We start from the raw sequence: 21,304 nt of genomic DNA, 5'->3' as shown, positions 1-21,304 counted from the left end.
GGAGTCGGTCGAAGGTCGTTCAGACGGAAGCCGGGGCCGCGGGCCCGGCCGCGGGCGCGGGCGCGGAACCGGCCGCGGGCGAGGGTGCGGAACCGGCGAGCCGGTGGAGGGTGGCGAGGACGTCGTCGAGCCAGGCGATCGTCATCCGCTCGTACGCGATGCCGCCGCGCAGCACGACGTGCTGGAGTTCGCGGCCCGCGTCGAGCGGCACGGGGGCCTCGGGCCCGGTGAAGTCCCGCAGTTCGCCGGCGAGGTAGTGCGCGAGCCGGCCGCTGTGCACCTGGTGGTGCCGCTCGACCTCGCGGATCAGGGCGGCCGGGTCGTCGAAGGCGGCGCCGCGGATCTTCACGGCGAGGTCGTGCCGCAGGCTCTCGGGTTCGATCGGCTCGTGCAGCCAGGCGGCGAGCGCGGCCCGGCCGGGGGCGGCGACGGAGTACTCCTTCTTGTCCGGCCGGCCCTGCTGGGGCACCTCGCGGACGGCGAGCATGCCGTCGGTCTCCATGCGCTTGAGCACGCGGTAGATCTGCTGGTGGGTGGCGGTCCAGAAGTAGCCGATGGACCGCTCGAACCGGCGGGCCAGCTCGTAGCCGGAGCCCGGCTTCTCCAGCAGGGAGACGAGGATCGCGTGGTCGAGCGCCATACCGCGATCCTGCTATGCAACTCGTTGCATAGACAAGCGGCGGCGCGCGGGTGAGACACGGCTCACCCCGCGCGCCGCGGTCGGCGCCGCGGCGAGCGCGGCGGTCAGCGCAGTGGTCAGCGCTCGGACAGCTCCGACGGAGCTTCCTGGACCACCCATCCGTTGCCGTCGGGGTCCTCGAACGTCATGAACGAGTTCCAGGTGCCGCCCTTGCCGTCCTCCCAACCCGTCTCGCCGACGTGGCGGACCGGCGAGACGTCGACGCCGCGGCCGGCCAGTTCCTCGCGGGCCGCTTCGATGTCGGTGACGCAGAGCTGCAGCCCCTGCAGCGTCCCGGGGGCCATCGGCTTCGTGCCGGGCGCCGCGGGCATCCCCTGCAGCATGGCGATCGAACAGCGCGAGCCGGGCGGGGTCAGCTGGATGATGCGCATGCCGGGGGCGACCTCGTCGTCGAGGTCGACCTTGAAGCCGACCTTGTCGGCGTAGAACGTCTTCGCCCGGTCCATGTCGGCGACAGGGAGCGGGACGACTTCGAGGGTCCAGTTCACGGCGAGTCTCCTCAGCAAGGGCCGGCGGGATCCGGCCGTCCCACCGTCGCGTACGGATGCGCCGGTACGCAGCCGAAACGCCCGACCGGTTCCGGCCGCCGGGCGGAGGCCCTCTTGCGCCGACCGCCGCCCGGGCGATTTGGTGATCCAGGTCACTTCAGAGGCGAACGGGAAGGCCACCACGGATGACGGACACCACCCGGACCGGGCCCGGATCCGGGCCGGAACCCGGACCCGAAAGCACCGGCACCGGCACCGGCACCGGCGGCAGCGGATACCACACGCCCCGGAGGGCGAGTTGGCGGTCCATCGGGCCGGGCGTCGTCGTCGCGGCGACCGGCGTCGGGGCCGGTGACCTCGTCGCCACCCTCATCGCGGGCGGCAAGTTCGGCTACACCCTGCTGTGGGCGGCCGTCATCGGCTGTCTGGTCAAGATCTCGCTCGCCGAGGCCGCCGGCCGCTGGCACCTCGCCACCGGCCGTACGCTCTTCGACGGCTGGCGCAGCCTCGGCTCGTGGACCACGGTCTACTTCGCCGGCTACGTCGTCGTCTGGGGCTTCGTCTACGGCGCCGCCGCGATGTCCTCCAGCGCACTGCCGCTGGCCGCGCTCTTCCCGGACACGATGGACCTGAAGGTCTGGGCCGTGCTCTGCGGACTGGTGGGACTCGTCTTCGTGTGGTTCAACCAGTACGCCGTGTTCGAGAAGGTCATGACGGTCCTCGTCGGTGTGATGTTCCTGGTCACCGTCTACCTCGCGATCAGGGTCACGCCCCACCTCGGCGCCGCCGCGGCCGGCCTCGTGCCCGTCCTGCCGGACGGTTCGCTGTTCTACACGCTCGGCCTGATCGGTGGTGTCGGCGGCACGATCACGCTCGCCGCGTACGGCTACTGGGTCAACGCCAAGGGCTGGACGGACACGGGCTGGATGAAGGTCATGCGCCTCGACAACCGCGTCGCCTACCTGACCACCGGCCTCTTCGTCGTGGCCATGCTCTTCGTCGGGGCCGAGCTCCTGCATGCGTCGGGTGTGGCGCTGGCCAAGGGCGACAAGGGCCTGCTCAGCCTGAGCACCATCCTGGAGGAGCGGTACGGGGCGGCGACCGCGAAGCTCTTCCTGATCGGCTTCTTCGCGACCTCGTTCACCTCACTGATCGGCGTCTGGCACGGGGTGAGCCTGATGTTCGCCGACTTCGTCACGAAGTTCCGGCCCGCCGGGGCTGCCGGGGCCGCCGGGGCCGCCGGGCCGAGCCCCGAGAAGTCGCTGCCCTTCCGGGCCTACCTGCTCTGGCTCACCTTCCCGCCGATCAGCCTGCTCTTCCTGGACCAGCCCTTCGGCCTGGTCGTGGTGTACGGAGTGATCGGCGCGCTCTTCATGCCGTTCCTGGCCGTGACGCTGCTGTGGCTGCTCAACTCCGCTCGCACGCCGGCCGACTGGCGCAACGGGCCGGTGAGCAATGTGATGATCGGGGCCGCCGGCCTGCTGTTCGTGGTGCTGTGCGTGCAGCAGCTGCGCGAACTGCCCTGGTGACGGCGCCCGCGCCCGCCCGGAGCCGATCTTCTTCCCTGAAGACGAAAAGGGCGTCCGGCCTGGGATGAACCCAGGCCGGACGCCCTTCGGACCGCCGTGATCAGGCCGACGGAGCCGCGGCCGGAGCCGGGTAGGTCGGGTACTCGACGCCCGAGACGTGCTGGACGACGCGGATGACCTGGCAGGAGTAGCCGAACTCGTTGTCGTACCAGAGGTAGAGGATCGCGTTGTCGCCGTCGACCTTGGTGGCGCCGGCGTCGACGATCGACGCGTGACGCGATCCCACGAAGTCCATGGAGACGGCGTCGGGAGCGGTCGTGAAGTCGATCTGACGCTTCAGCGGCGAGTGCAGCGAGACGTCGCGGAGGTAGTCGAGGACTTCCTCGCGGGTGGTCTCGCGGCCCAGGCGCAGGCTGAGGATCGCGATCGAGACGTCCGGCACCGGCACGCGGATCGAGCTGCCCGTGATCGGGGCCTCGAGCTCCGGCAGCGCCTTGGCGACGGCGGAGGCGGCACCGGTCTCGGTGATGACCATGTTGAGCGGCGCGGAGCGGCCGCGACGGTCGGCCTTGTGGTAGTTGTCCAGCAGGTTCTGGTCGTTCGTGAACGAGTGGACGGTCTCCACGTGACCGCGCAGCACGCCGTACTCGTCGTTCATCGCCTTCAGCGGCGGGACGATGGCGTTGGTGGTGCACGACGCGCAGGACAGGATCTGCTCGTCCGGCTTGATCATGTCGTGGTTGACACCGTGCACGATGTTCGGGACGTCGCCCTTGCCCGGGGCGGTCAGGACGACCTTGTCGATGCCGGGGCGCAGGTGGTTCGACAGGCCCGCGCGGTCGCGCCACTTGCCCGTGTTGTCGATGAGGATGGCGTTCTTGATGCCGTACGCCGTGTAGTCGACCTCGGAGGGGTCGTTGGCGTAGATCACCTTGATCGCGTTGCCGTTGGCGACGATCGTGCTGTTCGCCTCGTCGACCGTGATCGTGCCCTGGAACTGGCCGTGGATCGAGTCGCGGCGCAGCAGCGACGCGCGCTTGACGAGGTCCTGGTCGCCGCCACCGCGGACGACGATGGCGCGCAGGCGCAGACCGTTGCCGGAGCCGGCCTTCTCGATGAGCAGGCGGGCGACGAGGCGGCCGATCCGGCCGAAGCCGTAGAGGACCACGTCGCGGGCCTCGCGGCGCTCGATCTTGTTGGCACCCGTGGCGCCGACGACGGCATCGGCGGTGAACTCCGCCACCGACAGACCGCGGTCGTCGTTCTTGTACTCCGCGGCGAGCATGCCGATGTCGATCTGGGACGGGCCGAGGTCGAGCGCGGTGAGCGCCTGCAGGAACGGCAGCGTCTCGGTGACGGAGAGTTCCTCACCGTCGATCTGACGGGCGAATCGGTGGGTCTTGAGAATGCTGACGACCGACTTGTTCACCAGGGAGCGGCTGTGCAGCAGGATCGTGACGTCCTGCTCCCGGTGCAGCTTCCCGATGATCGGGATCATCGATTCCGCGATCTCCTCGCGGTTCTTCCAGTCGGTGAACGAGTCCTCGTTGACAGTCACAGGTTTTATCTTTCGAGCTAGGCGGCGCTCATATGCTAACCCCCCGCCGCTCCGAGCACTCAGGGGGTGCCCCCCGGAGCACCCGCCACCCCTCCCGCCGGGCCCGGACGGCCTGGTCCGGGCCCTCTCCCCCGCGTTGGTCCGGGCCCGCTTCCGTGCCTGGTCCGGGCCCGCTTCCGTGCTGGTCCGGGCCCGCTTCCGTGCTGGTCCGGGCCCCGTGGACGCCTACTGCCAGTCGTCCCAGGACGGGTCCATTTCCTCCAGGTCGAAGGGCGGTTCCTCGTCGTGGCCGAAGCCGTCGAAGGGGGACGGCTGGCGCTCCGGGGCCGCCTGGGCCGTGGCGGCCTTCCCGGCGGGCCGCGAGGCGGGCGGGGCCGCGGCCGGGGCCGGGTCGGAGGGAGGGTTCCCGCCGGCGGCCGGGGCCGCGTCGGCGCCCGCCTCCGCCAGCGCGCCGAGGACGCCTTCGGCGTACCGGGCGAGCTTGGCCTCGCCGACACCGGCGATCGTGCCCAGCTCGGCGGCCGTGGCGGGCAGCTGCGACGCGATCTCCCGGAGCGTGGCGTCGTGGAAGACCACGTACGCCGGTACGCCCTGCTCGCGGGCGGTCGCGGCCCGCCAGGCGCGCAGGGCCTCGAAGAACGGCACGGCGGCCGCCGGCAGGTCGACCGGCACCCGGGAACCCTTCCCGGAGCGCCCGGAACCGGACTCCTTGCGGGCGGGACCGCGGACGGCCGTCTCCTTGCGCAGCGACACGGTGCGGCCGCCGCCGAGCACCTCGCCGCTGGCGTCCGTGAGGACCAGCGTGCCGTAGTCGCCCTCCACGGCCAGCAGCCCCAGCGCCAGGAGCTGGCGCACCACACCGCGCCATTCCGCGGTGCTCAGGTCGGCGCCGACCCCGAAGACCGAGAGCCCGTCGTGGTCGAACTGGATGACCTTGGCGGTCTTCTTGCCCTGGAGGATGTCGATGATCTGGCCGGCCCCGAACTTCTGCCGGCGCTCCTTCGCCAGCCGCCACACCGTGGACAGCAGCTTCTGGGCGGCGACCGTGCCGTCCCAGGACTCGGCCGGGGTCAGGCAGGTGTCGCAGTTGCCGCAGGGCTCGCCGGACTGCCCGAAGTACGCGAGCAGCCGCACCCGGCGGCAGGAGACCGTCTCGCACAGCGCGAGCATGGCGTCGAGGTGCCCGGCCAGCGCCCGGCGGTGCGCCTCGTCGCCCTCCGATCCCTCGATCATCTTGCGCTGCTGCACCACGTCCTGGAGGCCGTACGCCAGCCAGGCCGTGGCCGGCTCGCCGTCACGGCCGGCGCGTCCGGTCTCCTGGTAGTAGCCCTCGACGGACTTCGGCAGGTCCAGGTGCGCCACGAAGCGCACGTCCGGCTTGTCGATGCCCATGCCGAAGGCGATGGTGGCCACCACCACGACCCCGTCCTCGCGCAGGAAGCGGGACTGGTTCGCCGCACGCGTACGGGAGTCCATGCCGGCGTGGTACGCGACGGCGTCGATGCCGTGCTCCACCAGGAAGGCGGCGGTCTTCTCCACCGAGGCGCGCGACAGGCAGTAGACGACGCCGGCGTCCCCGGCGTGCTCGGCGCGGATCAGATCCAGCAGCTGCTTGGTGGGGTTGTTCTTCCCGACGATGCGGTACTGGATGTTCGGCCGGTCGAAGCTGGCGACGAAGTGCCGGGCGTCCTGGAGGCCGAGCCGGGCCGCGATCTCGGCGTGGGTCGCCTCGGTGGCCGTGGCGGTCAGTGCGATCCTCGGCACCTTCGGCCAGCGCTCGTGGAGCATGGACAGCGCGAGGTAGTCGGGACGGAAGTCGTGGCCCCACTGGGCGACGCAGTGCGCCTCGTCGATCGCGAACAGCGACACCTTGCCCTGGTCGAGGAGCCGCTGCGTACCCTCCGTGCGCAGCCGCTCCGGTGCCAGGTAGAGCAGGTCGAGCTCGTCGGCGAGGAAGGCCTGCTCGACGCGGCGGCGCTCCTGCGGGTCCTGCGTGGAGTTGAGGAAGCCGGCCCGCACGCCGAGGGCGGTGAGCGCGTCCACCTGGTCCTGCATCAGCGCGATCAGCGGCGAGACCACGACGCCGGTGCCCTCTCTGACCAGCGCCGGGATCTGGTAGCAGAGCGATTTGCCGCCACCGGTCGGCATCAGCACCAGTGCGTCGCCACCGCCGACGACCTGCTCGATGATCTGCTGCTGCTCGCCGCGGAACGAGTCGTATCCGAAGACTCGGTGGAGCACTTGCAGGGCATCGGAGGTCTCGGCAGAGGTGTCGGAGAGGGTCATTCCAGAAGCCTAGCGGCCGGTGACGACACGGCCGACCGGCTCCGGCCAACCTGTGGACAACTCGCTTCCGCCCGGCAGGAGCTCACCGACAGCGGATGACCTGGAGCCACGGCGCGCCGGTCGGCCAGGGCGGCCCACCGTCCGCGGCGGCCAGCCGGAGGGCGCCGAGGAGCGGGTCGCCCTCGGCGGGACGCAGCCGGACCCCCGGCACTGCGTCCGTCAGCCGGTCCGCCACCGCCGCGCGCAGCCCGGCCAGCTCGAAGAGGCGCCCGGTGAGCGCGATGCGCGGGCCCGCGCCCGGGTCGGCGCCAGGGCCTCCGCCTGATCCGGGGCCGGAGTCGGCGCCGGATCCGGGACCGGAGTCGGCACCGGATCCGGGACCGGAGTCGGAGTCGGGCCGGGTGACCGCGGAGGCGACCGCGGCTGCCGTGCCGGCGATCTCGGCGGCCGCGCGGGCGAGGATCCCGGCGGCGACGGGGTCCGCGGCGGCGGCCTCGCCCACGTCGGGCGCGATCGAGGCGAGCAGCGCCGCCCGGTCGGAGCCCTGGAAGACGGCGGGGAGCCCGGCGGGCGGGCCGAAGCGGTCGGTGACGCGGGCGAGCAGCGGCGCGGACCCGCCGTCCCGGCCGTCGTGCGCGCGCAGCGCCGCGTCGAGCGCGGCCCGGCCGATCCAGGCACCGCCGCCGCAGTCGCCCAGCAGGTGGCCCCAGCCGTCCGCGCGCCGCCAGCCCGTGGCCAGGTCGGTGCCCAGCGCGATCATTCCGGTGCCGGCGGCGACCACCACGCCGGGCCGGGCGCCGAGGGCGCCGGCGTACGCACAGACCGCGTCGGAGGCCAGCACCAGCCGCTCGGCCCCGGTGATCCGGGCGAGCGGTCCGGGCAGCCGGGCGGCGAGGTCCCGGCCGAGGGCGACCATCCCGGTGGCGCCGACGGCGAGGGTGCGGACCGCGGGCGCCCCGGTCTCGGCGAGCAGCCGGCCGCAGGCGGGCAGCAGGGTGTCCAGCAGCGCCCGGGCGTCGATGCCGCCGGGGCCGGTTCGGGTGGCGGCGGCGATGTCGGTACGGGCCACGACCGCGGGCCCGCCCCCGTCGCCGTCGAGACGGGCGAGGGCGACGCGCACGCCGGTGCCGCCGACGTCGACGCCGGCCACCCACACCGGCCCGGCGGCCCAGCCCGCCGCCGCACCGCCGAGCCGGTCCATCCGGTCCGGCCGGTCGGTGTGGCCGATCCGGTCCGGCCGGTCGGTGTGGCCGATCCGGTCGTCGTGGTCGATCCGACGCATCCGATCCATCCGAGCGCCCCCTGGGCGATGTCGCTCTTCCCGGTCCGTGCCGGCCGGCCGAGCTTCACCGCCACTGCCCGCGTACGTCAAACCCGCGCGGGGCGGAACGGCGGACGCCGCCGCCCGGCCGTCCCGGTGGTGTCCGGTCCGGCCGGCGCGGCGGCGCCCGTTGTTCACTGCCCGCGGCTCCACAGGGAGTTCACGGTGCTCGTGGTGCTCGTGGTGCTCGTGGTGCCCGTGGTGCTAGGAGGCGTCGCGTACCGTGCCCGTGACGACGGGGCCCGGCTTCGGGTTCCACTGTTCGTCGTACATGAACAGCTGTCCGCGCACGGTCTCCGCCGGCTCGCGCACCCGGTCCGCCACGGTGGGGACGGTCACGTCGGTGCGCAGCTTGCCGGCGGGGATGTGGAACCACAGCGACGGCGAGCCCTGGGCGAGCATCTTCGAGAGCGGACGCTCCGGGTCGGGCTGCTGGTCGAAGGTCTCCTTCAGCCACACCGGGTCGACGTCCTTGGTGGACAGCTCGGTCCCGTCGGTGACCTTCGCGAAGTCGAACTGGTACATCATGTCCGAGTCGGAGACCGCCGACAGGGCCACCCGCCAGGTCAGCTTCTTGCCCTCGACGACGTCACCCGCGACCGGAGTCATGGTGACCTTCGGCATGGGGTCGTCGTTCAGCGCGGTCACACCGCCGCGGTGGCTGCCGACGGCGACGCCGCGGACGGCCTTGACGAAGATGTCACTCGAAATCGAGGAGCCGAAGCGGGTGTTGCCGGTGACGGAGACCGGGACGTCGATGGCCTGGCTGCCCGGACGGACGGTCACGAGGCGGCTGGTGGTCTGGTCGGTGCCCGGCTTCGGGACGAACAGCCGCAGCTGCCCGCTGCCGTGCCCGGTGACCTGCACGGGGATCCGGTAGGTCTTGGTGCCGGAGTCGCCCTCCTTGACCTGGAGACGGCCGATGTCGACGCGGGTGAGCCCGGCCGGCTTCACGGCGGGGGTGCCGGGGCGCCAGCCCCAGGCGTCCATCAGCCACGCCTTGCCGGAGGCGGTGCGCGGGGTCAGTTCCAGGGACTTGACGTGCTTGAGGTCGAGCCCGGCGCGGACGGCGGCGGCCAGCGGAACGCGGACCTCGCGCGCCCAGTACGAGGAGGTGCGCTCGGTGCCGGGCAGTCCGTCGACGGTAGCCCGGCCGAGGGTGGCGCGCTTGCCGGCGGCGTCGACGACGGTGACGTCCAGCTTGGTGCCGGTGGTGTTCGGCGGTACGAAGACGCGCAGGGCCAGGGACTCGGCACCGGCCAGGGAGACCGGGCGGGCGGGCCGTACGGTGACCGGGGAGCCGGCGCGCGACCACTGCATCACCATGGCGTCACGGCCCGGTTCGGGCATGGTCTCCCAGGACGCGAAGTGCGGTGACGGGCTGCCGCCGTGCTCGCCCGAGGGCAGGCAGGCGCGCTTCGGGTCGGGGTCGATCTGGGCGCACACCCGGCCGCCGGTGACGGTGGTGGTGGGGTCCGGCAGGAAGGCCGGGGTGCGGTGGGCGCCGACGGCGTGGGTGAGCACCCGTGCCGGGTCGGCGGACGGCGCACGACGGTTCGAGCCGTCGAGCAGCGGGCGCACCCGGTCGTCGCCGGCGACGAACAGCCGGGCCGCGGCCGCGATGTAGGTGGCGCCCGCGGTCTGCTGCTGGGCCGCGGTCAGGCGGGTCTTCTTGCCGACGCCGCACACCGGGTCCGGGGTCTCGCCGGGCCAGAAGTCGTCGTCGGCCGGGGCCGCGGCCTGACCGGGGGTCCACTCGGTGTTGAAGAAGTTGTGGTTCGCGCCGACCATGTAGACGGAGCTGTGCAGGGCCGCGCCCCGGCTGACGCCGCGGGTGCCGTCGGCGTAGATCTGGCCCTGGAGGTCGGAGACGTCTCCGTCGCAGCCCGGCAGGATCGTCATGGAGGGCACGTCGGGGACGGGGTTCTGCCCGAAGACGGTGGGGCCGATCAGCACGTTGCCGCGGATCTTCCAGCGCACCGGGCCGCGGTAGCCGTCCTGGGAGGCGGGCGGCTTTTCGAGGCTGTCGAGCGCGGCCCGGTTGACGCCCTCGCCGCCGCGCGAGTGGCCGACGAGCATGACGCGGGACAGGTCGGCGGGCGCGAGCGCGCGGACGGCTGCCGGGGCGCCGGACCGGTCGGCGGACCAGTCTGCCCAGCGGGCCAGGTGCAGCCGGACCAGGGAGGAGCGGGCCTGGGCGCCGGCGTCGTCGGCGAGGTGGTCCTGGGCGTTGATGCCGTTGGCGGCGATGGAGACCGTCACATAGCCCTGGGAGGCCAGCAGCTTCTGGGACTGGAGGTAGCCGCGCTCGCTCGGTATGGGCTTGGTGCCGTTCTTGCAGGGCCACTCGCCGCCGAGTTCGCCGCCGGGGATGTAACAGACGGAGTGGCGGCCGTGCAGGAACAGGACGACCGGGCGCTTGCCGGGGGCGTTGGTCGGGCCCACGACGGTGGCGCGCATCTCGACCGGCGCCGCGTAGCCGGGCAGCTTCACGGACTTCAGGGTGTACGCGCCGTCGGCGGTGCGGTAGTTGCCCGCCTTGCCGGGGTCGACCGCGTTGGCGGGCAGCGGCGCTTCCTGGGCCGACGGCACGGTGGTCCGGCCGGACTGGGGGGCCGCGGCGGCGCCGCGGGCGTCGAGGCGGCGGCCGCCGGCCACCACGCGCAGGTCGGTCGCCCCCGCGAACCGCGCGCCGTCGGCCCGCAGCCGGAAGGTGCGGCCGTCCGGGCCCGCCGACGGGCGGCCGAGCAGCCGGTCCCCGTCGTAGAACTCGACCCGGGCGTCGCCCATGGGCACGGTGTCGGCCGAGGTCCACACCAGCTGCCGGCCGTTGCCGGTACCGGTGAACTGCCAGCCCTCGGGGAGGCCGTCGGCCGCTGCCGCCCGGGCACCCGAGAAGGGGCCGGGCGAGCCGGGGACCGGGGCCGCGAGCGCCGGCGCCGCCGACGCGGCGAGCGCGAGCACCGCCATCGTCGCGGTTGCCACGCGTGTGACACGTATCAAGGTGGTCATCCTCATCGTCGGTCTCGTCTGGGGCGCCGCGGGTTTCCCCGGGGAGCCTCCTCGATCGGTGAGGATGACGACGGAAGGGCGCAGGTTGCCTCATGAACCGCACTGCGTGACAAAAGTGCCCTCAGAGCGGCAACTTGGCCGAATACGCACGCCCGTTCGCGCCTATTACACCTCAAACCTGCACAGCATTCAGCAATTTCCCCACGGCAGCACATAAACTCCTGATTCGGGCATGGCGGATCGCGTGCGGAGCCGGGCCCGTCAGCCGGCCAGTTCGCGGGCGTCCAGCGGCAGTCCCCACGCGTTGCGGCGGCGTACGGACTCCAGCGCGGACTGGAGCGGACTGGGCGGCACCGTCATCACCGGGCAGGTCGCGTACGCCAGGCAGTACCGGGCGACCGAGCGGTGCAGCGCGCGGTGCACCGGCCGCCGCGGCCTGCCGGTCCCGACGACGAGCAGGTCGTCGGCGTCGCGGGCGAAGTCCACCAACACCTCGCCCGCGCCGCCCCGTGCGGTCAGCGCGGTCAGGTCCGGCGCGGGCGGGATGCGCGAGGCGCGGTCCGGCCCGGCGCCGAAGGCGGCACGGAGGGTCGCGCCGAGGCGGGCGGCCGCCGCCTCCTGGCCGGCGGTGAGCACCGACACGTCGCCGAACCGGTGGGTGCCGAGCCCGCCCGGCGGCTGCCAGGCCAGCACCACCCACAGCTCCGCGCCCCGGGCGCGGGCCTCGGCGGCGGCCCGGTGCAGGGCCGTCACGCTGCCCAGCGATCCGCTCACCCCTGCCACGACCCGTTGCCGCACCCGACCCACCACCCCTCCCGCCGGCCCTCGCTGCCGCCGTCCGACAGTCGCCTGCGCCCATGGAACCGCGCCGGAGCCGGGCGGACCAGAGGAGTTGACGGTCTTCTGGAACCCCGGCGGCACACCCTGACGCACCTCTGACGTCACGGCCCTCCGCCGTCGGTGTCGCCACCGTCGACGGCGGCTCGGCCCACCTCCTCGTACGCCGGGACACCCTCGCCGACTTCCGCAGCCGGGACACCGGCGGACAGCGGGCGGCGGACGGCGGCCGGGCGGCCGGAAAACCGCTGGCCGGGAGGCGGGGAGGCAGGGTTAAGATCGCCCCAAGGCGGGGTCGTAGCACAGAGGTAGTGCGCCTACACAGCATGGAGGAGGACGCCGGTTCGAATCCGGCCGCCCCGCCCCCTACCGTCCGCCGCCGCGCGTCGGCGGCGTCCAGCTCCCGACCCGCGGGCACATGGCCGCGATGGCGGGATCCACCCTCCCCCGGGCGGCCGCGCACAACGCGCGCATGTCGTAGGACGGTTGGTTCCGGGGCTTGGGCGCGGGACGCACCTTGGGCCGGTGCTGCGGCCTGCGCTTCGGATGCGGCAGGGCCTTCGCCGTCGGCCGGACCCGGCGCTCCCCCTTCGCGCGCGCCTTCCCCTTGGCCTTCGCCCCGCCCTTGAGCGCCGCCCTCCCCCTGGCCTTCGCCTGCCCCCTCGTCTTCCCCTTCCCCCCGGCCTTCGCCGCGGGCCCCGCATGACGGACCGTGCGCTTGGTCCGGGGCTTGCCGTGGGACCCGGACTCGGACCTGGACTCGGACCTGGACTCGGACTTGGACTCGGGCTTCGGCTCGGACCCGGGAGCCGACTTCGGTTCGGCCCCGGCCCGTGACCCGGCCTCCGACCTGGGCGTCTTCGCCCGCCGTACGTCCACCCCCGGGCCCGCGGGCCGGTCGGACACCCCCTCGGGCACGGCCGCCGGGACGACGGCGGCGGGCAACACCGGTGCGGGTGACGGCAGATGGCCGGTCGGCGGCGGTACGGACGAGACCACCATGCACCCCGACGCGCCGAGCGCGAGGAGTGCGAAGGAGGCGAACCAGGAGCGGGATGTCATCCGCCCACCCTGGCGCAGCCGGACCGCACCGGTCCCGCTCCTGCGCCACGGATCACCGGACCGGGTGAGCCGGACCGCCCGCGCTCGGTCGCGCATCCGCCCGCCGGACACCCGCACAGCCCCGGACACCCGCACAACGCGTCGCAGGCTCCGGCACGCGGTGCCATCCAGCCAATTTCTTGACGGGTACCTGACAGTTCAAGGTGGCTGTGGGACCTTCCATGACGCACCCGCATCCGCGCGCATCCGCCCCGCCGGAAGCGGTACGTGAACGTCCGGCTCCCTCCCCGGTCCCGCCGCGGGCACCTCCCCCGGCACGACCGGAAGCACCCCCCGGTGCGGCCCGCCCGTCGCACCGCACACCCCCACAAGGAAGTGGCAAGGAGGAGCACCATGAGGCACATCGCGAAACTGTCCTGCGTCACCGCCCTGGTCGTCGCCGCCACCGTCGGCGGTTCGGCCACGGCCACGGCACTGGGCCCCACGGCCGACCAGCTGCTCGACGGCAGCATCCTGGTCGCGGGCAGCACCTGTACCTGGACCAACGCCCGCACCAGCGCGAACGCCCCCGCCGCGCTGACCGTCGACCGCACCTCTATCAACAAGCCGGGCGGGAACCTGTCCTGCAGCGGCGGCATCACCGCGGCCCTCAACAACAACCCCGGCTTCACCTTCGACGACGCCGCCGGCACCGCGAAGCTGGACGTCATCGACATCACGGGCCAGCAGAGCTTCATCTCCTGCCGCTACAAGGCCTCGAACATCCTGTGGAACCGGGACGGCAGCACCCGCAAGTACCTCAACCAGGCGTTCACCGCGACCAAGACCTCGGGGAGCTTCCTGTGCCCCGGCTCGGTCACCACCGCCGCCGGCGGCGCCTCCATGCTCTTCCACTGAGCCCGGACACCGGCACCGCACCCGCACGACGGCGCCGCCGGCCTTCGGGCCGGCGGCGCTGCGTCGCGTACCGCCTCAGCGGTCGCGGACCGCCACGATCCCGTTGAACACACCGACGTACGCGGTGCCGTCGGGACCGAGGGTGACGGGCGCCCAGTTGTTGTCGTACGCGGGTCCCGTGCCGGTCAGCTGCCGCCAGCGGCGCTCACCGGTGCGGAAGTCCACGGCCGTCAGGTACCAGGCGTCGATGCCCCAGATGTTGGGGTCCTTCTCGTAGAAGTAGAGGAGCCCGTTGGCGGTGGAGAGCTTCGGGACGGTGGAGGGCGAGCGGATCGCGCTCTCCCACACCGTGTCGCAGCCGCTGCCGTCGGGTCGCACGTCGATGCGGCTGACACCGCCGACGACGGACTTGCCCAGCAGCAGCGTGGTGACGTTCTCGTAGCCGTAGTTGTTCTCGACGACGAGGCTGTTGCCCCAGCTGATCAGGGAGTTGTCGGTGGTCGAGGCGCCGGAGCCGAAGACCGGCACCCGGCAGACCAGCCGCCGGTCCGCCGGCGCGTCCGCGCCCCGCCGGTAGACGAGGACGTTCATCCGGTCGTCGGCGTTGTCGGTGATCGCGACGTAGCCGTCGCCGAACAGGTCCGGGGTGGTGCCCGAACCCTGGTTCACCGAACCCGGCTTGGTGCCGGTCCCGCGGTCGTACGGCTGGCGCCACTGCACCTTCGGGGTGCCGTCGGCCTCGGCCCGGAAGCTGTACAGCGCGTGGTCGGAGACGATCGACACGCCGTCCTCGGCCACCGAGAACGAGTTCTGGATCTCCTCGCCCGCCAGCCGCACCGAGCGGATCCGCCCGTCGTCCGGGTCCACGGTGCCGACCCGGCCCTGCCGGGTGACCCACCAGATCCGGCCGTGCCAGTCGGGCATCACGGAGGTGACGGGGTCGCAACTGCCGCTGGGCCACAGGTTGGTCCAGCTGACGCAGTCGTGCGGGACCTGCGGGGTGAGGTCCCAGTCGTCCTCGACGGTGAACTTCCAGCTGCCGTCGGGGTTCTGCGCGTGTCCGAGCCGCAGGATGTGCTGCCGCGAGTCGGCGAGGACGGCCCGGTCCTGGTCGTCCAGGTAGAAGTAGGCGCCGCCCGAGGTGTCCTTGAAGATCTTGGAGAAGTCGAGCGAGGTGATCGCCTCGACCGTCGAGGAACGCTGCGGGAGCTGGTACTCCGCGAGCGTGGCCAGGGAACGCGGGTCGAGGAGCTTGACCTTGAAACCCGCGAAGGTGCCGCACACCGTGACCAGCCGGCCGCCCGAGTCGAAGGTGGCGGTGGCGCACTCACCGCCGAGCGCCGCGATCTTCTCGCTGCGCACCTCCGGGTCGCGGCCGAGCGGACCCGGCCACGGGTAGGTGGCGCTGCCGGCCGCGTCGGCGTGCATGCCGCTGCGGCCGTTGGGTGCGAGGTACGGGTGCTGCGGCGGGGCCTCGCCGGGCACCGGTACGGCGGTGGCGGGGCTGCCCTCGTACTGGCTCACCAGACGGTGGCCGGGGGCCTTGGGTATGTCGTCGGCCTGCGCCGGCGAGACACCGTACAACGCCGCCGCTGCGGCGAGGGCCGGGGCCACCGCGCAGTTCAGCGTTCTGCGGAACATCCGGTCGTTCCTCCTCTGCGTACAAGATCGCGCCCGGGGGCAGACGCTAGAACTCGTTGCCTGAGGAGTCCATATCGCTGCGCGATGATTCACGAACGCGCAACAGTCGGTCAGGGTTTGAGGCTGCTCACCACGTCGGCGGTGGCCGCCAGGCTGTTGTGGATGGTCGCCGCCATGCTGCTGCTCGCCAGGTAGAAGCCGAGCAGCAGACAGACCAGCGCGTGCGAGAACTTGAGCCCGCCGCTGCGTACGAAGACCACTGCGAGGATCAGGAGCAGCAGCACCACGGAGATGGAAATCGCCATCGGAACCTCCTGCGCCGCAGGGTTCTGGCACGGCTGCGGCATCGGTCCGCCATCCTGGCGCAGCGGGAGGGCCTTCCGGGCGAACGACGTGTCCGCCGTACGGGTTGTTGACCCTCGGTGACGGCCGGTCAGTCGGACGTGTCCGTGCCGCCGGTGAGATCGGGCCAGTGCACGGTGCGGTCGCACCAGCGCTCCAGCAGCACCGGATCGTGGCCCACGGCGAGCAGCCCCGCGCCCGTGTCGGCGCGGTACGCCTCGACCACGCCGACCAGCGCGGCGGCGGTGGAGGCGTCGAGCATCGCGGTCATCTCGTCGCACACCAGCCAGCGCGGGCTCAGCACCAAGGCGCGTGCCAGGCAGGCGCGTTGCAGCTGCCCGTCGCTCACCTCGTGCGGCCGGCGGTCCAGCAGGTCGGCGCCGAGGCCGACGCGCTCGGCGAGTTCTGGCACCCGGGTGCGGACCTCGCGGCGGCGGCCGGTGGCCCGCAGCGGTTCGGCGACCAGGTCGCGCAGCCGCAGCCGGGGGTCGGCGGCGAGGCGGGGCTGCTGGAACACCACGCCGACGGCGGTGCGCAGTTCGCGCGGCGCCCGGTGCCGCCAGCGGGTGACGGTGGTGCCGTCGACGGTGAGGGTGCCGTGGTCGGGGCGGTGCAGCAGCGCGGCGACCCGGGCGAGGGTGGACTTGCCGCACCCGCTGGGGCCGAGCAGCCCGGTCGCCCGGCCGGGGGCCAGGGTGAGGCTGACGTCGCGGACGGCCGGGGCGCCGCGCCCGTAGCCCGCGGTGATCGAACGCAACTCAAGCACGGGCCGGCTCCGGTGGGGCGGGGTGGTGGCAGGCGAGGCCGCCGGTGAAGGCGGGGCGCCGGCCGCAGGCCTCGTCGGCGGCCGGGCAGCGGGCGGCGAAGGCGCAGCCGGGCGGCAGCGCGGAGAGCGCGGGTGGGCTGCCGGGCAGCGGCACGAAATCGCGCTCCGGCAGCGCCGCGAGCAGCCCGCGGGCGTACGGGTGCCGGGGGCCCGGCACGCCGAAGAAGGCGTCGGCGGGGGCGAGTTCGACGATCCGTCCGGCGTACATGACGGCGACGGTGTCGGCGATCCGGGCGGCCGCCGCGAGGTCGTGCGTGATCATCAGCAGGGCGCGGCCGTCACGGGTGTGCCCGCGCAGTTCGTCGACGGTGCGGTGCACGAGTGCGCGGTCGAGGCCGGTGGTGGGCTCGTCGGCGAGCAGCAGCGGGGCGTCGCCGACCAGGGCCAGCGCGGTGGCGGCGCGCTGGGCGAGCCCGCCGGACAGCTCGTGGGGGTACCGGTCGAGGTGGGTGCGGGGGAACGCGGCGCGGTCAGCGGCGGCCTCCGCGGCGGCCCGTAGTCCGGCCCGCGGCACCGGGGCCAGTTCCCGTACGGTCTCTGCCAGTTGGGCGCGGACGGTACGGACCGGGGTGAGGTGCGCGGCCGGGCTCTGCGGGACCAGGCCGATGCGGCGGCCCCGTACGGTGCGGGCGAGGGTGCGCTCGTCGGCGGTGAGGAGGTCGAGGCCGTCGGCGAGGAGGGCTGCGCCGGCGGTCTGGGCGTTGCCGGGGAGCAGGCCGAGGAGGGCGGAGGCGAGCACGGATTTGCCGCAGCCGCTCTCGCCGACGAGGGCGAGGCACTCCCCCGCCGCGAGGTCGAACCGGGCGTCGCTGACGGCCTCCACGTACCGCCCGCCGCGCATCGCGAAGCGCACGGAGAGCCCGCGCACACGGAGCACGGGCGCGGCACCGGCCGCGGGCGCGGCACCAGCTGCGGGCGCGGCACCAGCTGCGGGCGCGGCACCAGCTGCGGGCGCGGCACCGGGAGCGGCTTCGCCTTCGGCGCGGCGGCTGCCGGGGCCGGTTCGCAGTCGGACGCGGAGGCGGTTCAAAGCATCAGCTCCGAGCGGGTGCGCGGGTTGAGCCGGTCGCGCCAGGCGGCGGCGAGGCCCGCGATGGCGAGCGTCGGGACGATCAGGAAGATGCCGGGGAACAGGGTCGGCCACCACGCGCCCGCGAGCAGCGCGCCGCGCGCGCTCTGCACGAGCGTGCCCAGGCTCGCCTCGTGCGCGGGCAGGCCCAGGCCCAGGAACGACAGGGCCGATTCGTGCCACATCGCGTGCGGGATCATCAGGACGGCCGCGAGGCCGGCCTGCGGCAGCACCCCCGGCACCAGGTGCCGAACCGCGATCCGCAGCCGGGATGCGCCGCCCGAGACGGCCGCGTCCACGAAGGGCCGGGCGCGCAGCGAGAGCATCTCGGCGCGCACGATCCGGGCCGTGGAGAGCCAGTGCGTGAGCGCCACCGAGACCACCACCGGCCAGACGCCGGGGCGGAACAGTGCGACGACGAGGATGCCGAGCAGCAGGTGCGGCACGGCGGAGAAGGTGTCGACGAGCCGCATCACGAGCCGGTCGGTCCAGCCGCCGAGCGCGCCCGCGGCGGCTCCGACGGCCGTGCCGATGACGGTGGCGACCAGCGCCGCGACCACGCCGACGAGCAGGGAGACGCGCAGCCCGTAGACGCAGCGCAGCAGCAGGTCGCGGCCCACTTCGTCGGTGCCGAAGGGGTGCGCCCAGGACGGCGGCAGGAGTTTCGCTGCGAGGTCGACTGCCTGCCGGTCGAGGGGTACGACCACGGGGACGAGGACGACGGCGAGCACCACGGCGGCGACGAGGGCCGCGGCGGCGCGCACGCGCAGCGTACGGGTGGAGCGTGCGGGGCGGCCGGAGCCCGCCCGCGCGTGCCACACGGTCCCGGCAGCCTCCGCAGTCCCGGCAGTCCCGGCAGCCTTGACGGCGCCACCGCACCCAACAGTCTCGGAAGCACCCACCGGGTCAGCCATCGAAGCCCACCCTCGGGTCGGCGAGCCCGTACAGCAGGTCGGAGAGCAGGTTGCCGGCGAGGACGGCCGCCGTGGCGAGCACGGTGAGGGCGGCGAGCAGCGGGAAGTCGACCGAGGTCGCCGCCTCGACGGTCGCGGCGGCGATGCCGGGCCAGCTGAAGACGGTCTCCACCAGCAGGGCGCCGGTGATGACTTCGGGGACGCGGGAGCCGACCAGGGTCAGCGTCGGGAGCATGCCGGCGCGCAGGGCGTGCCCGAGCAGCACGGTGCGTTCGGCGAGGCCGCGGGCCCGGGCGCCGCGTACGGGGTCCTCCGCGAGCGCGTCGGCCACGCCCTGGCGGACGTACAGGAAGAACCAGGGCAGCTGGGAGACGGCGAGCACCAGGGCGGGCAGCACGAGGTGGCGGGCGACCTGGCCGGCGGTCACGGTGTCGGCGCCGGCGTCGGTGAGTCCGCCGGCCGGCAGCACGCCGAGGTGGACGGCGAAGAACCAGATGGCGAGCAGCCCGAGCCAGAAGGCGGGCGCCGCCTCCAGGGTGTACGCGGCGGCGGTGGCGGCCCGGTCCAGGAGGCGGCCGGGCCGGCGGGCGGCGAGCACGCCGAGGACGGCGCCGAGCAGGACGGCCACCAGGAAGGCGGTGCCGGCCAGCAGGACGGACCAGCCGAGGCGTTCGGTGATCACGTCGGCGACCGGCCGGCGCATGACGGCGGAGGTGCCGAGGTCGCCGGTGAGCGCCGAGCCGAGCCATTCCCACCAGCGGGTCAGGAAGGGGCGGTCCGCGCCGAGGTTGTCGCGGAGCTGGTCGAGGGTCTCCTGGGAGGCGGTGAGCCCGGCGGTGCCGGCGTACGCCTTGACGGGGTCGAAGGGCGACAGCGCGGCGGCCGCGAAGACGCCGAGGGTCACGGTGAGCAGGACGGGGGCGGCGAGCAGGACCCGCCGTCCCGTCATCCTGGCCATCGGCCCCCAGGGCAGGCCGCGGTTCACGTGGCGGGCTGCCACTTCTCCACGTTCCACCAGGGGCCGGAGCCGAGGCCGTGGTCGTGCGGTTCGACCTGGGTGGTGAGGTTCTTCCAGCGGTTGCCGACCACGTACAGGTGGTCGATGTGGGTGAGGAAGGTGTAGCCGGGGTTCTTCACCAGTTCGCGCTGGACGGTGTCGTAGGCGGCCTTGCGGACGGTGCGGTCGCCGCTGCGGCGGCCTTCGTCGAGGGCCTTGTCGACGGCCGGATTGTCGTACCGGGCCATGTTGTTGAAGCCGTCGCCGCCGAGGGTGGACTTGAGGAGCAGGTACTGGTCGAAGTCGGGGTCGGCGGGCGAGCCGCCGCCGGCGAGGACCGCCTCGGTCTTCATCCGCGGCTCGATGACCTCCCAGGTGCCGGCCTCGGTCGTTATCTCGATGCCGGCCTTCTTGGCGTCGGAGGCGTAGGCGAGGGCGTGCTCCTGGCGGAGCTTGTCGCCGGAGGTGTACCAGAGCGGGAAGGCGGCGCGGACGCCGTCCTTGACGCGGATGCCGTCGGCGCCCGGCCGCCAGCCGGCCGCGTCGAGGATCCGGCGGGCCCGGCCGAGGTCGTGGGCGCGCTCGGTGCCCTTCGTGAACCAGGGGCTGTCGGTGGGGACCGGGCCGTAGGCGGGCTTGCCGGCGCCGTCGAGGAGCTTGTCGACCATGGCGGTGCGGTCGACGGCGAGGTCGAGCGCCCGGCGGACGGCCGGGTCGCCGGCCACCTCGTGCAGGGTGGGGAGGGTGACGTTGCGGTAGTCGAAGGAGGTGGCGGCGAGGGTGGTGCGGCCCTTGTCGTGGGCGAAGCCCTTGGCGAGGTTGGGCGGCAGGACGGCCCCGTCGAGCTCGCCGGCGCGCAGCCGGGTGGCGCGCACGTCGTCGTCCTTGATGACGGCCATCGTGAACTTCTTGACCGCGGGCGCGCCGCCCCAGTAGTCGGGGTTGGCGCGGAAGCTGAGCTTCTCGCCCTTGGACCAGGCGGTGAGGACGTACGGGCCGGTGCCGACGGGCCGGGTGGTGAACTCGCCGCTGTTGACGTCCTGGCGGCCCGCGATGTGCTCGGGCGCGATGGGCAGTACGGTCCGCTCGGCGAAGGGCGCGTACGGGTACTTGAGGGTGAAGACCACGCGGTCGGCGCCCTGCCGGGTGACCGACTCGACGGCGTCGAGCTCGGTCTTGGCGGCGTTGTTCGTCTTCGCGTCGAGGATCGTGCGGTACGTGAAGACGACGTCGGCGGCGGTGAAGGGCGTGCCGTCGCTGAACCGGACGCCCTGGCGCAGCCGGTACGTGTAGGTGAGCCCGTCGCGGGAGACCTCGGGCAGGGCCACGGCGAGCGCCGGGCGCAGCCGCATCGACGCGTCGTGGGTGAGGAGGCCGTCGAAGATCTTGGAGTTGCCGTCCTTGCCGTACCCGAGGAGCGGGCTGAGGCTCTCCGGCTCGGTCGCGATCCCGACGACCACGGAGTCCGCGGCCGCGGCGCCCGCGGGGCCGCCCGCTCCAGGGGTCGAGCAGGCCGCCGCGCTCGCGATGAGTGCGGCGGCCAGCGTGGTCGCGGCCAGTCCCCGTGCCGTTCGGGCCGTCATGCTGTGCACACCTCTTGTACTGCTCGTGTCTTGCTTACTGCTCGCGCCGGTCCTGCTCGTGCCGGTACCGGCTCGCGCTGTTTGCCGATCAAAGGTTATTGCGAGTCGGTCGCAATTAAACAGTACGTAATGGGCACGCAATGACACAGTCCGGTCAGCGCCCACCGAGAGCGGACACTTCCCACAACTTCCCGCAGCGGTCTTGATGGCCGCCTGCGCGACGTGTCATATATGTCTAGACC

17 protein-coding genes and 1 tRNA gene are annotated in these 21,304 nt (G+C 73.4%); 3 read left to right on the top strand and 15 right to left on the bottom strand.

Annotated elements, in window-relative coordinates:
- Window positions 1–19: 19 nt before the first annotated feature.
- Both OG764_RS31485 and OG764_RS31480 read right to left on the bottom strand, forming a co-directional pair.
- Complete coding sequence (locus tag OG764_RS31485) at window positions 20–640, bottom strand: PadR family transcriptional regulator (RefSeq protein ID WP_328971713.1); 621 nt, start codon at window positions 638–640, stop codon at window positions 20–22.
- A gap of 116 nt (window positions 641–756) precedes the next feature.
- Window positions 757–1,188: a VOC family protein gene (locus OG764_RS31480; protein WP_328971712.1), complete on the bottom strand. Its 432-nt coding sequence runs from the start codon at window positions 1,186–1,188 to the stop codon at window positions 757–759.
- Window positions 1,189–1,373: 185 nt separating this feature from the next.
- Here OG764_RS31480 and OG764_RS31475 point away from each other — a divergent pair, with 185 nt between their 5' ends.
- Complete coding sequence (locus tag OG764_RS31475) at window positions 1,374–2,717, top strand: Nramp family divalent metal transporter (protein ID WP_328971711.1); 1,344 nt, start codon at window positions 1,374–1,376, stop codon at window positions 2,715–2,717.
- A gap of 100 nt (window positions 2,718–2,817) precedes the next feature.
- Here the strand turns inward: OG764_RS31475 and OG764_RS31470 are convergent, their stop codons facing one another.
- From OG764_RS31470 to OG764_RS31450, 5 genes are all read right to left on the bottom strand, one after another.
- A complete protein-coding gene (locus OG764_RS31470) occupies window positions 2,818–4,275 on the bottom strand; it encodes a glyceraldehyde-3-phosphate dehydrogenase (protein WP_328971710.1) in 1,458 nt (485 codons plus the stop codon).
- Between the two features lie 225 nt (window positions 4,276–4,500).
- Window positions 4,501–6,561, bottom strand: coding sequence for a DNA helicase RecQ (gene recQ / locus OG764_RS31465; RefSeq protein WP_328971709.1), 2,061 nt, complete (start codon window positions 6,559–6,561; stop codon window positions 4,501–4,503).
- Window positions 6,562–6,643: 82 nt separating this feature from the next.
- Window positions 6,644–7,852, bottom strand: a complete 1,209-nt coding sequence (locus OG764_RS31460; protein WP_328971708.1) for a BadF/BadG/BcrA/BcrD ATPase family protein — start codon at window positions 7,850–7,852, stop codon at window positions 6,644–6,646.
- Between the two features lie 234 nt (window positions 7,853–8,086).
- Window positions 8,087–10,894 carry a hypothetical protein gene (locus OG764_RS31455; RefSeq protein WP_328971707.1) on the bottom strand — a complete coding sequence of 936 codons (2,808 nt, stop codon included), beginning with the start codon at window positions 10,892–10,894 and terminating at the stop codon, window positions 8,087–8,089.
- A 261-nt stretch (window positions 10,895–11,155) separates the two neighbouring features.
- Window positions 11,156–11,692 (bottom strand): universal stress protein, encoded by a 537-nt coding sequence (locus OG764_RS31450; protein WP_328971706.1) that lies wholly within the window; start codon window positions 11,690–11,692, stop codon window positions 11,156–11,158.
- 328 nt (window positions 11,693–12,020) lie between these two features.
- Here OG764_RS31450 and OG764_RS31445 point away from each other — a divergent pair.
- Window positions 12,021–12,095: transfer RNA gene (locus OG764_RS31445), tRNA-Ala, on the top strand.
- A gap of 2 nt (window positions 12,096–12,097) precedes the next feature.
- Here the strand turns inward: OG764_RS31445 and OG764_RS31440 are convergent.
- Entirely contained in the window at window positions 12,098–12,793 is a 696-nt protein-coding gene (locus tag OG764_RS31440) for a hypothetical protein (RefSeq protein WP_328971705.1), read from the bottom strand.
- A 393-nt stretch (window positions 12,794–13,186) separates the two neighbouring features.
- Here OG764_RS31440 and OG764_RS31435 point away from each other — a divergent pair, with 393 nt between their 5' ends.
- A complete protein-coding gene (locus OG764_RS31435; RefSeq protein ID WP_328971704.1) occupies window positions 13,187–13,690 on the top strand; it encodes a hypothetical protein in 504 nt (167 codons plus the stop codon).
- Between the two features lie 75 nt (window positions 13,691–13,765).
- On the opposite strand, the gene OG764_RS31430 is transcribed toward OG764_RS31435, so the two are convergent.
- The 7 genes from OG764_RS31430 to OG764_RS31400 all read right to left on the bottom strand — a co-directional run bounded on the left by OG764_RS31430 (window position 13,766) and on the right by OG764_RS31400 (window position 21,062).
- Entirely contained in the window at window positions 13,766–15,331 is a 1,566-nt protein-coding gene (locus OG764_RS31430; RefSeq protein WP_328971703.1) for a hypothetical protein, read from the bottom strand.
- Between the two features lie 110 nt (window positions 15,332–15,441).
- On the bottom strand, window positions 15,442–15,636 hold the full coding sequence (locus tag OG764_RS31425) for a hypothetical protein (protein ID WP_328971702.1): 195 nt from the start codon (window positions 15,634–15,636) through the stop codon (window positions 15,442–15,444).
- Between the two features lie 128 nt (window positions 15,637–15,764).
- Window positions 15,765–16,439, bottom strand: coding sequence for an ABC transporter ATP-binding protein (locus OG764_RS31420; RefSeq protein WP_328971701.1), 675 nt, complete (start codon window positions 16,437–16,439; stop codon window positions 15,765–15,767).
- On the bottom strand, window positions 16,432–17,340 hold the full coding sequence (locus OG764_RS31415) for an ABC transporter ATP-binding protein (RefSeq protein ID WP_328973236.1): 909 nt from the start codon (window positions 17,338–17,340) through the stop codon (window positions 16,432–16,434). Before OG764_RS31415 ends, OG764_RS31420 begins: the two co-directional genes overlap by 8 nt.
- A gap of 185 nt (window positions 17,341–17,525) precedes the next feature.
- Window positions 17,526–18,482, bottom strand: coding sequence for an ABC transporter permease (locus OG764_RS31410; protein ID WP_328971700.1), 957 nt, complete (start codon window positions 18,480–18,482; stop codon window positions 17,526–17,528).
- Complete coding sequence (locus OG764_RS31405; protein ID WP_328973235.1) at window positions 18,475–19,440, bottom strand: ABC transporter permease; 966 nt, start codon at window positions 19,438–19,440, stop codon at window positions 18,475–18,477. The genes OG764_RS31410 and OG764_RS31405 overlap by 8 nt, the downstream gene beginning before the upstream one ends.
- 23 nt (window positions 19,441–19,463) lie before the next feature.
- A complete protein-coding gene (locus OG764_RS31400; protein ID WP_328971699.1) occupies window positions 19,464–21,062 on the bottom strand; it encodes an ABC transporter substrate-binding protein in 1,599 nt (532 codons plus the stop codon).
- Window positions 21,063–21,304 lie beyond the last annotated feature (242 nt).

The organism is Streptomyces sp. NBC_00239, from assembly GCF_036194065.1.
Lineage (GTDB): Bacteria > Actinomycetota > Actinomycetes > Streptomycetales > Streptomycetaceae > Streptomyces.
The sequence above is the reverse complement of the archived record's forward strand: the minus strand, read 5'-3'. Positions and strand labels throughout refer to the sequence as shown.

Bases quoted from the DNA above. Each gene is read 5' to 3' on its own strand.
- OG764_RS31485 (WP_328971713.1), bottom strand. From the start codon at position 640: ATGGCGCTCGACCACGCGATCCTCGTCTCCCTGCTGGAGAAGCCGGGC.
- OG764_RS31475 (WP_328971711.1), top strand. From the start codon at position 1,374: ATGACGGACACCACCCGGACCGGGCCCGGATCCGGGCCGGAACCCGGA.
- recQ (WP_328971709.1), bottom strand. From the start codon at position 6,561: ATGACCCTCTCCGACACCTCTGCCGAGACCTCCGATGCCCTGCAAGTG.
- OG764_RS31460 (WP_328971708.1), bottom strand. From the start codon at position 7,852: ATGGATCGGATGCGTCGGATCGACCACGACGACCGGATCGGCCACACC.
- OG764_RS31455 (WP_328971707.1), bottom strand. From the start codon at position 10,894: ATGACCACCTTGATACGTGTCACACGCGTGGCAACCGCGACGATGGCG.
- OG764_RS31440 (WP_328971705.1), bottom strand. From the start codon at position 12,793: ATGACATCCCGCTCCTGGTTCGCCTCCTTCGCACTCCTCGCGCTCGGC.
- OG764_RS31435 (WP_328971704.1), top strand. From the start codon at position 13,187: ATGAGGCACATCGCGAAACTGTCCTGCGTCACCGCCCTGGTCGTCGCC.
- OG764_RS31430 (WP_328971703.1), bottom strand. From the start codon at position 15,331: ATGTTCCGCAGAACGCTGAACTGCGCGGTGGCCCCGGCCCTCGCCGCA.
- OG764_RS31425 (WP_328971702.1), bottom strand. From the start codon at position 15,636: ATGGCGATTTCCATCTCCGTGGTGCTGCTGCTCCTGATCCTCGCAGTG.
- OG764_RS31415 (WP_328973236.1), bottom strand. From the start codon at position 17,340: ATGCGCGGCGGGCGGTACGTGGAGGCCGTCAGCGACGCCCGGTTCGAC.
- OG764_RS31410 (WP_328971700.1), bottom strand. From the start codon at position 18,482: ATGGCTGACCCGGTGGGTGCTTCCGAGACTGTTGGGTGCGGTGGCGCC.
- OG764_RS31405 (WP_328973235.1), bottom strand. From the start codon at position 19,440: ATGGCCAGGATGACGGGACGGCGGGTCCTGCTCGCCGCCCCCGTCCTG.
- OG764_RS31400 (WP_328971699.1), bottom strand. From the start codon at position 21,062: ATGACGGCCCGAACGGCACGGGGACTGGCCGCGACCACGCTGGCCGCC.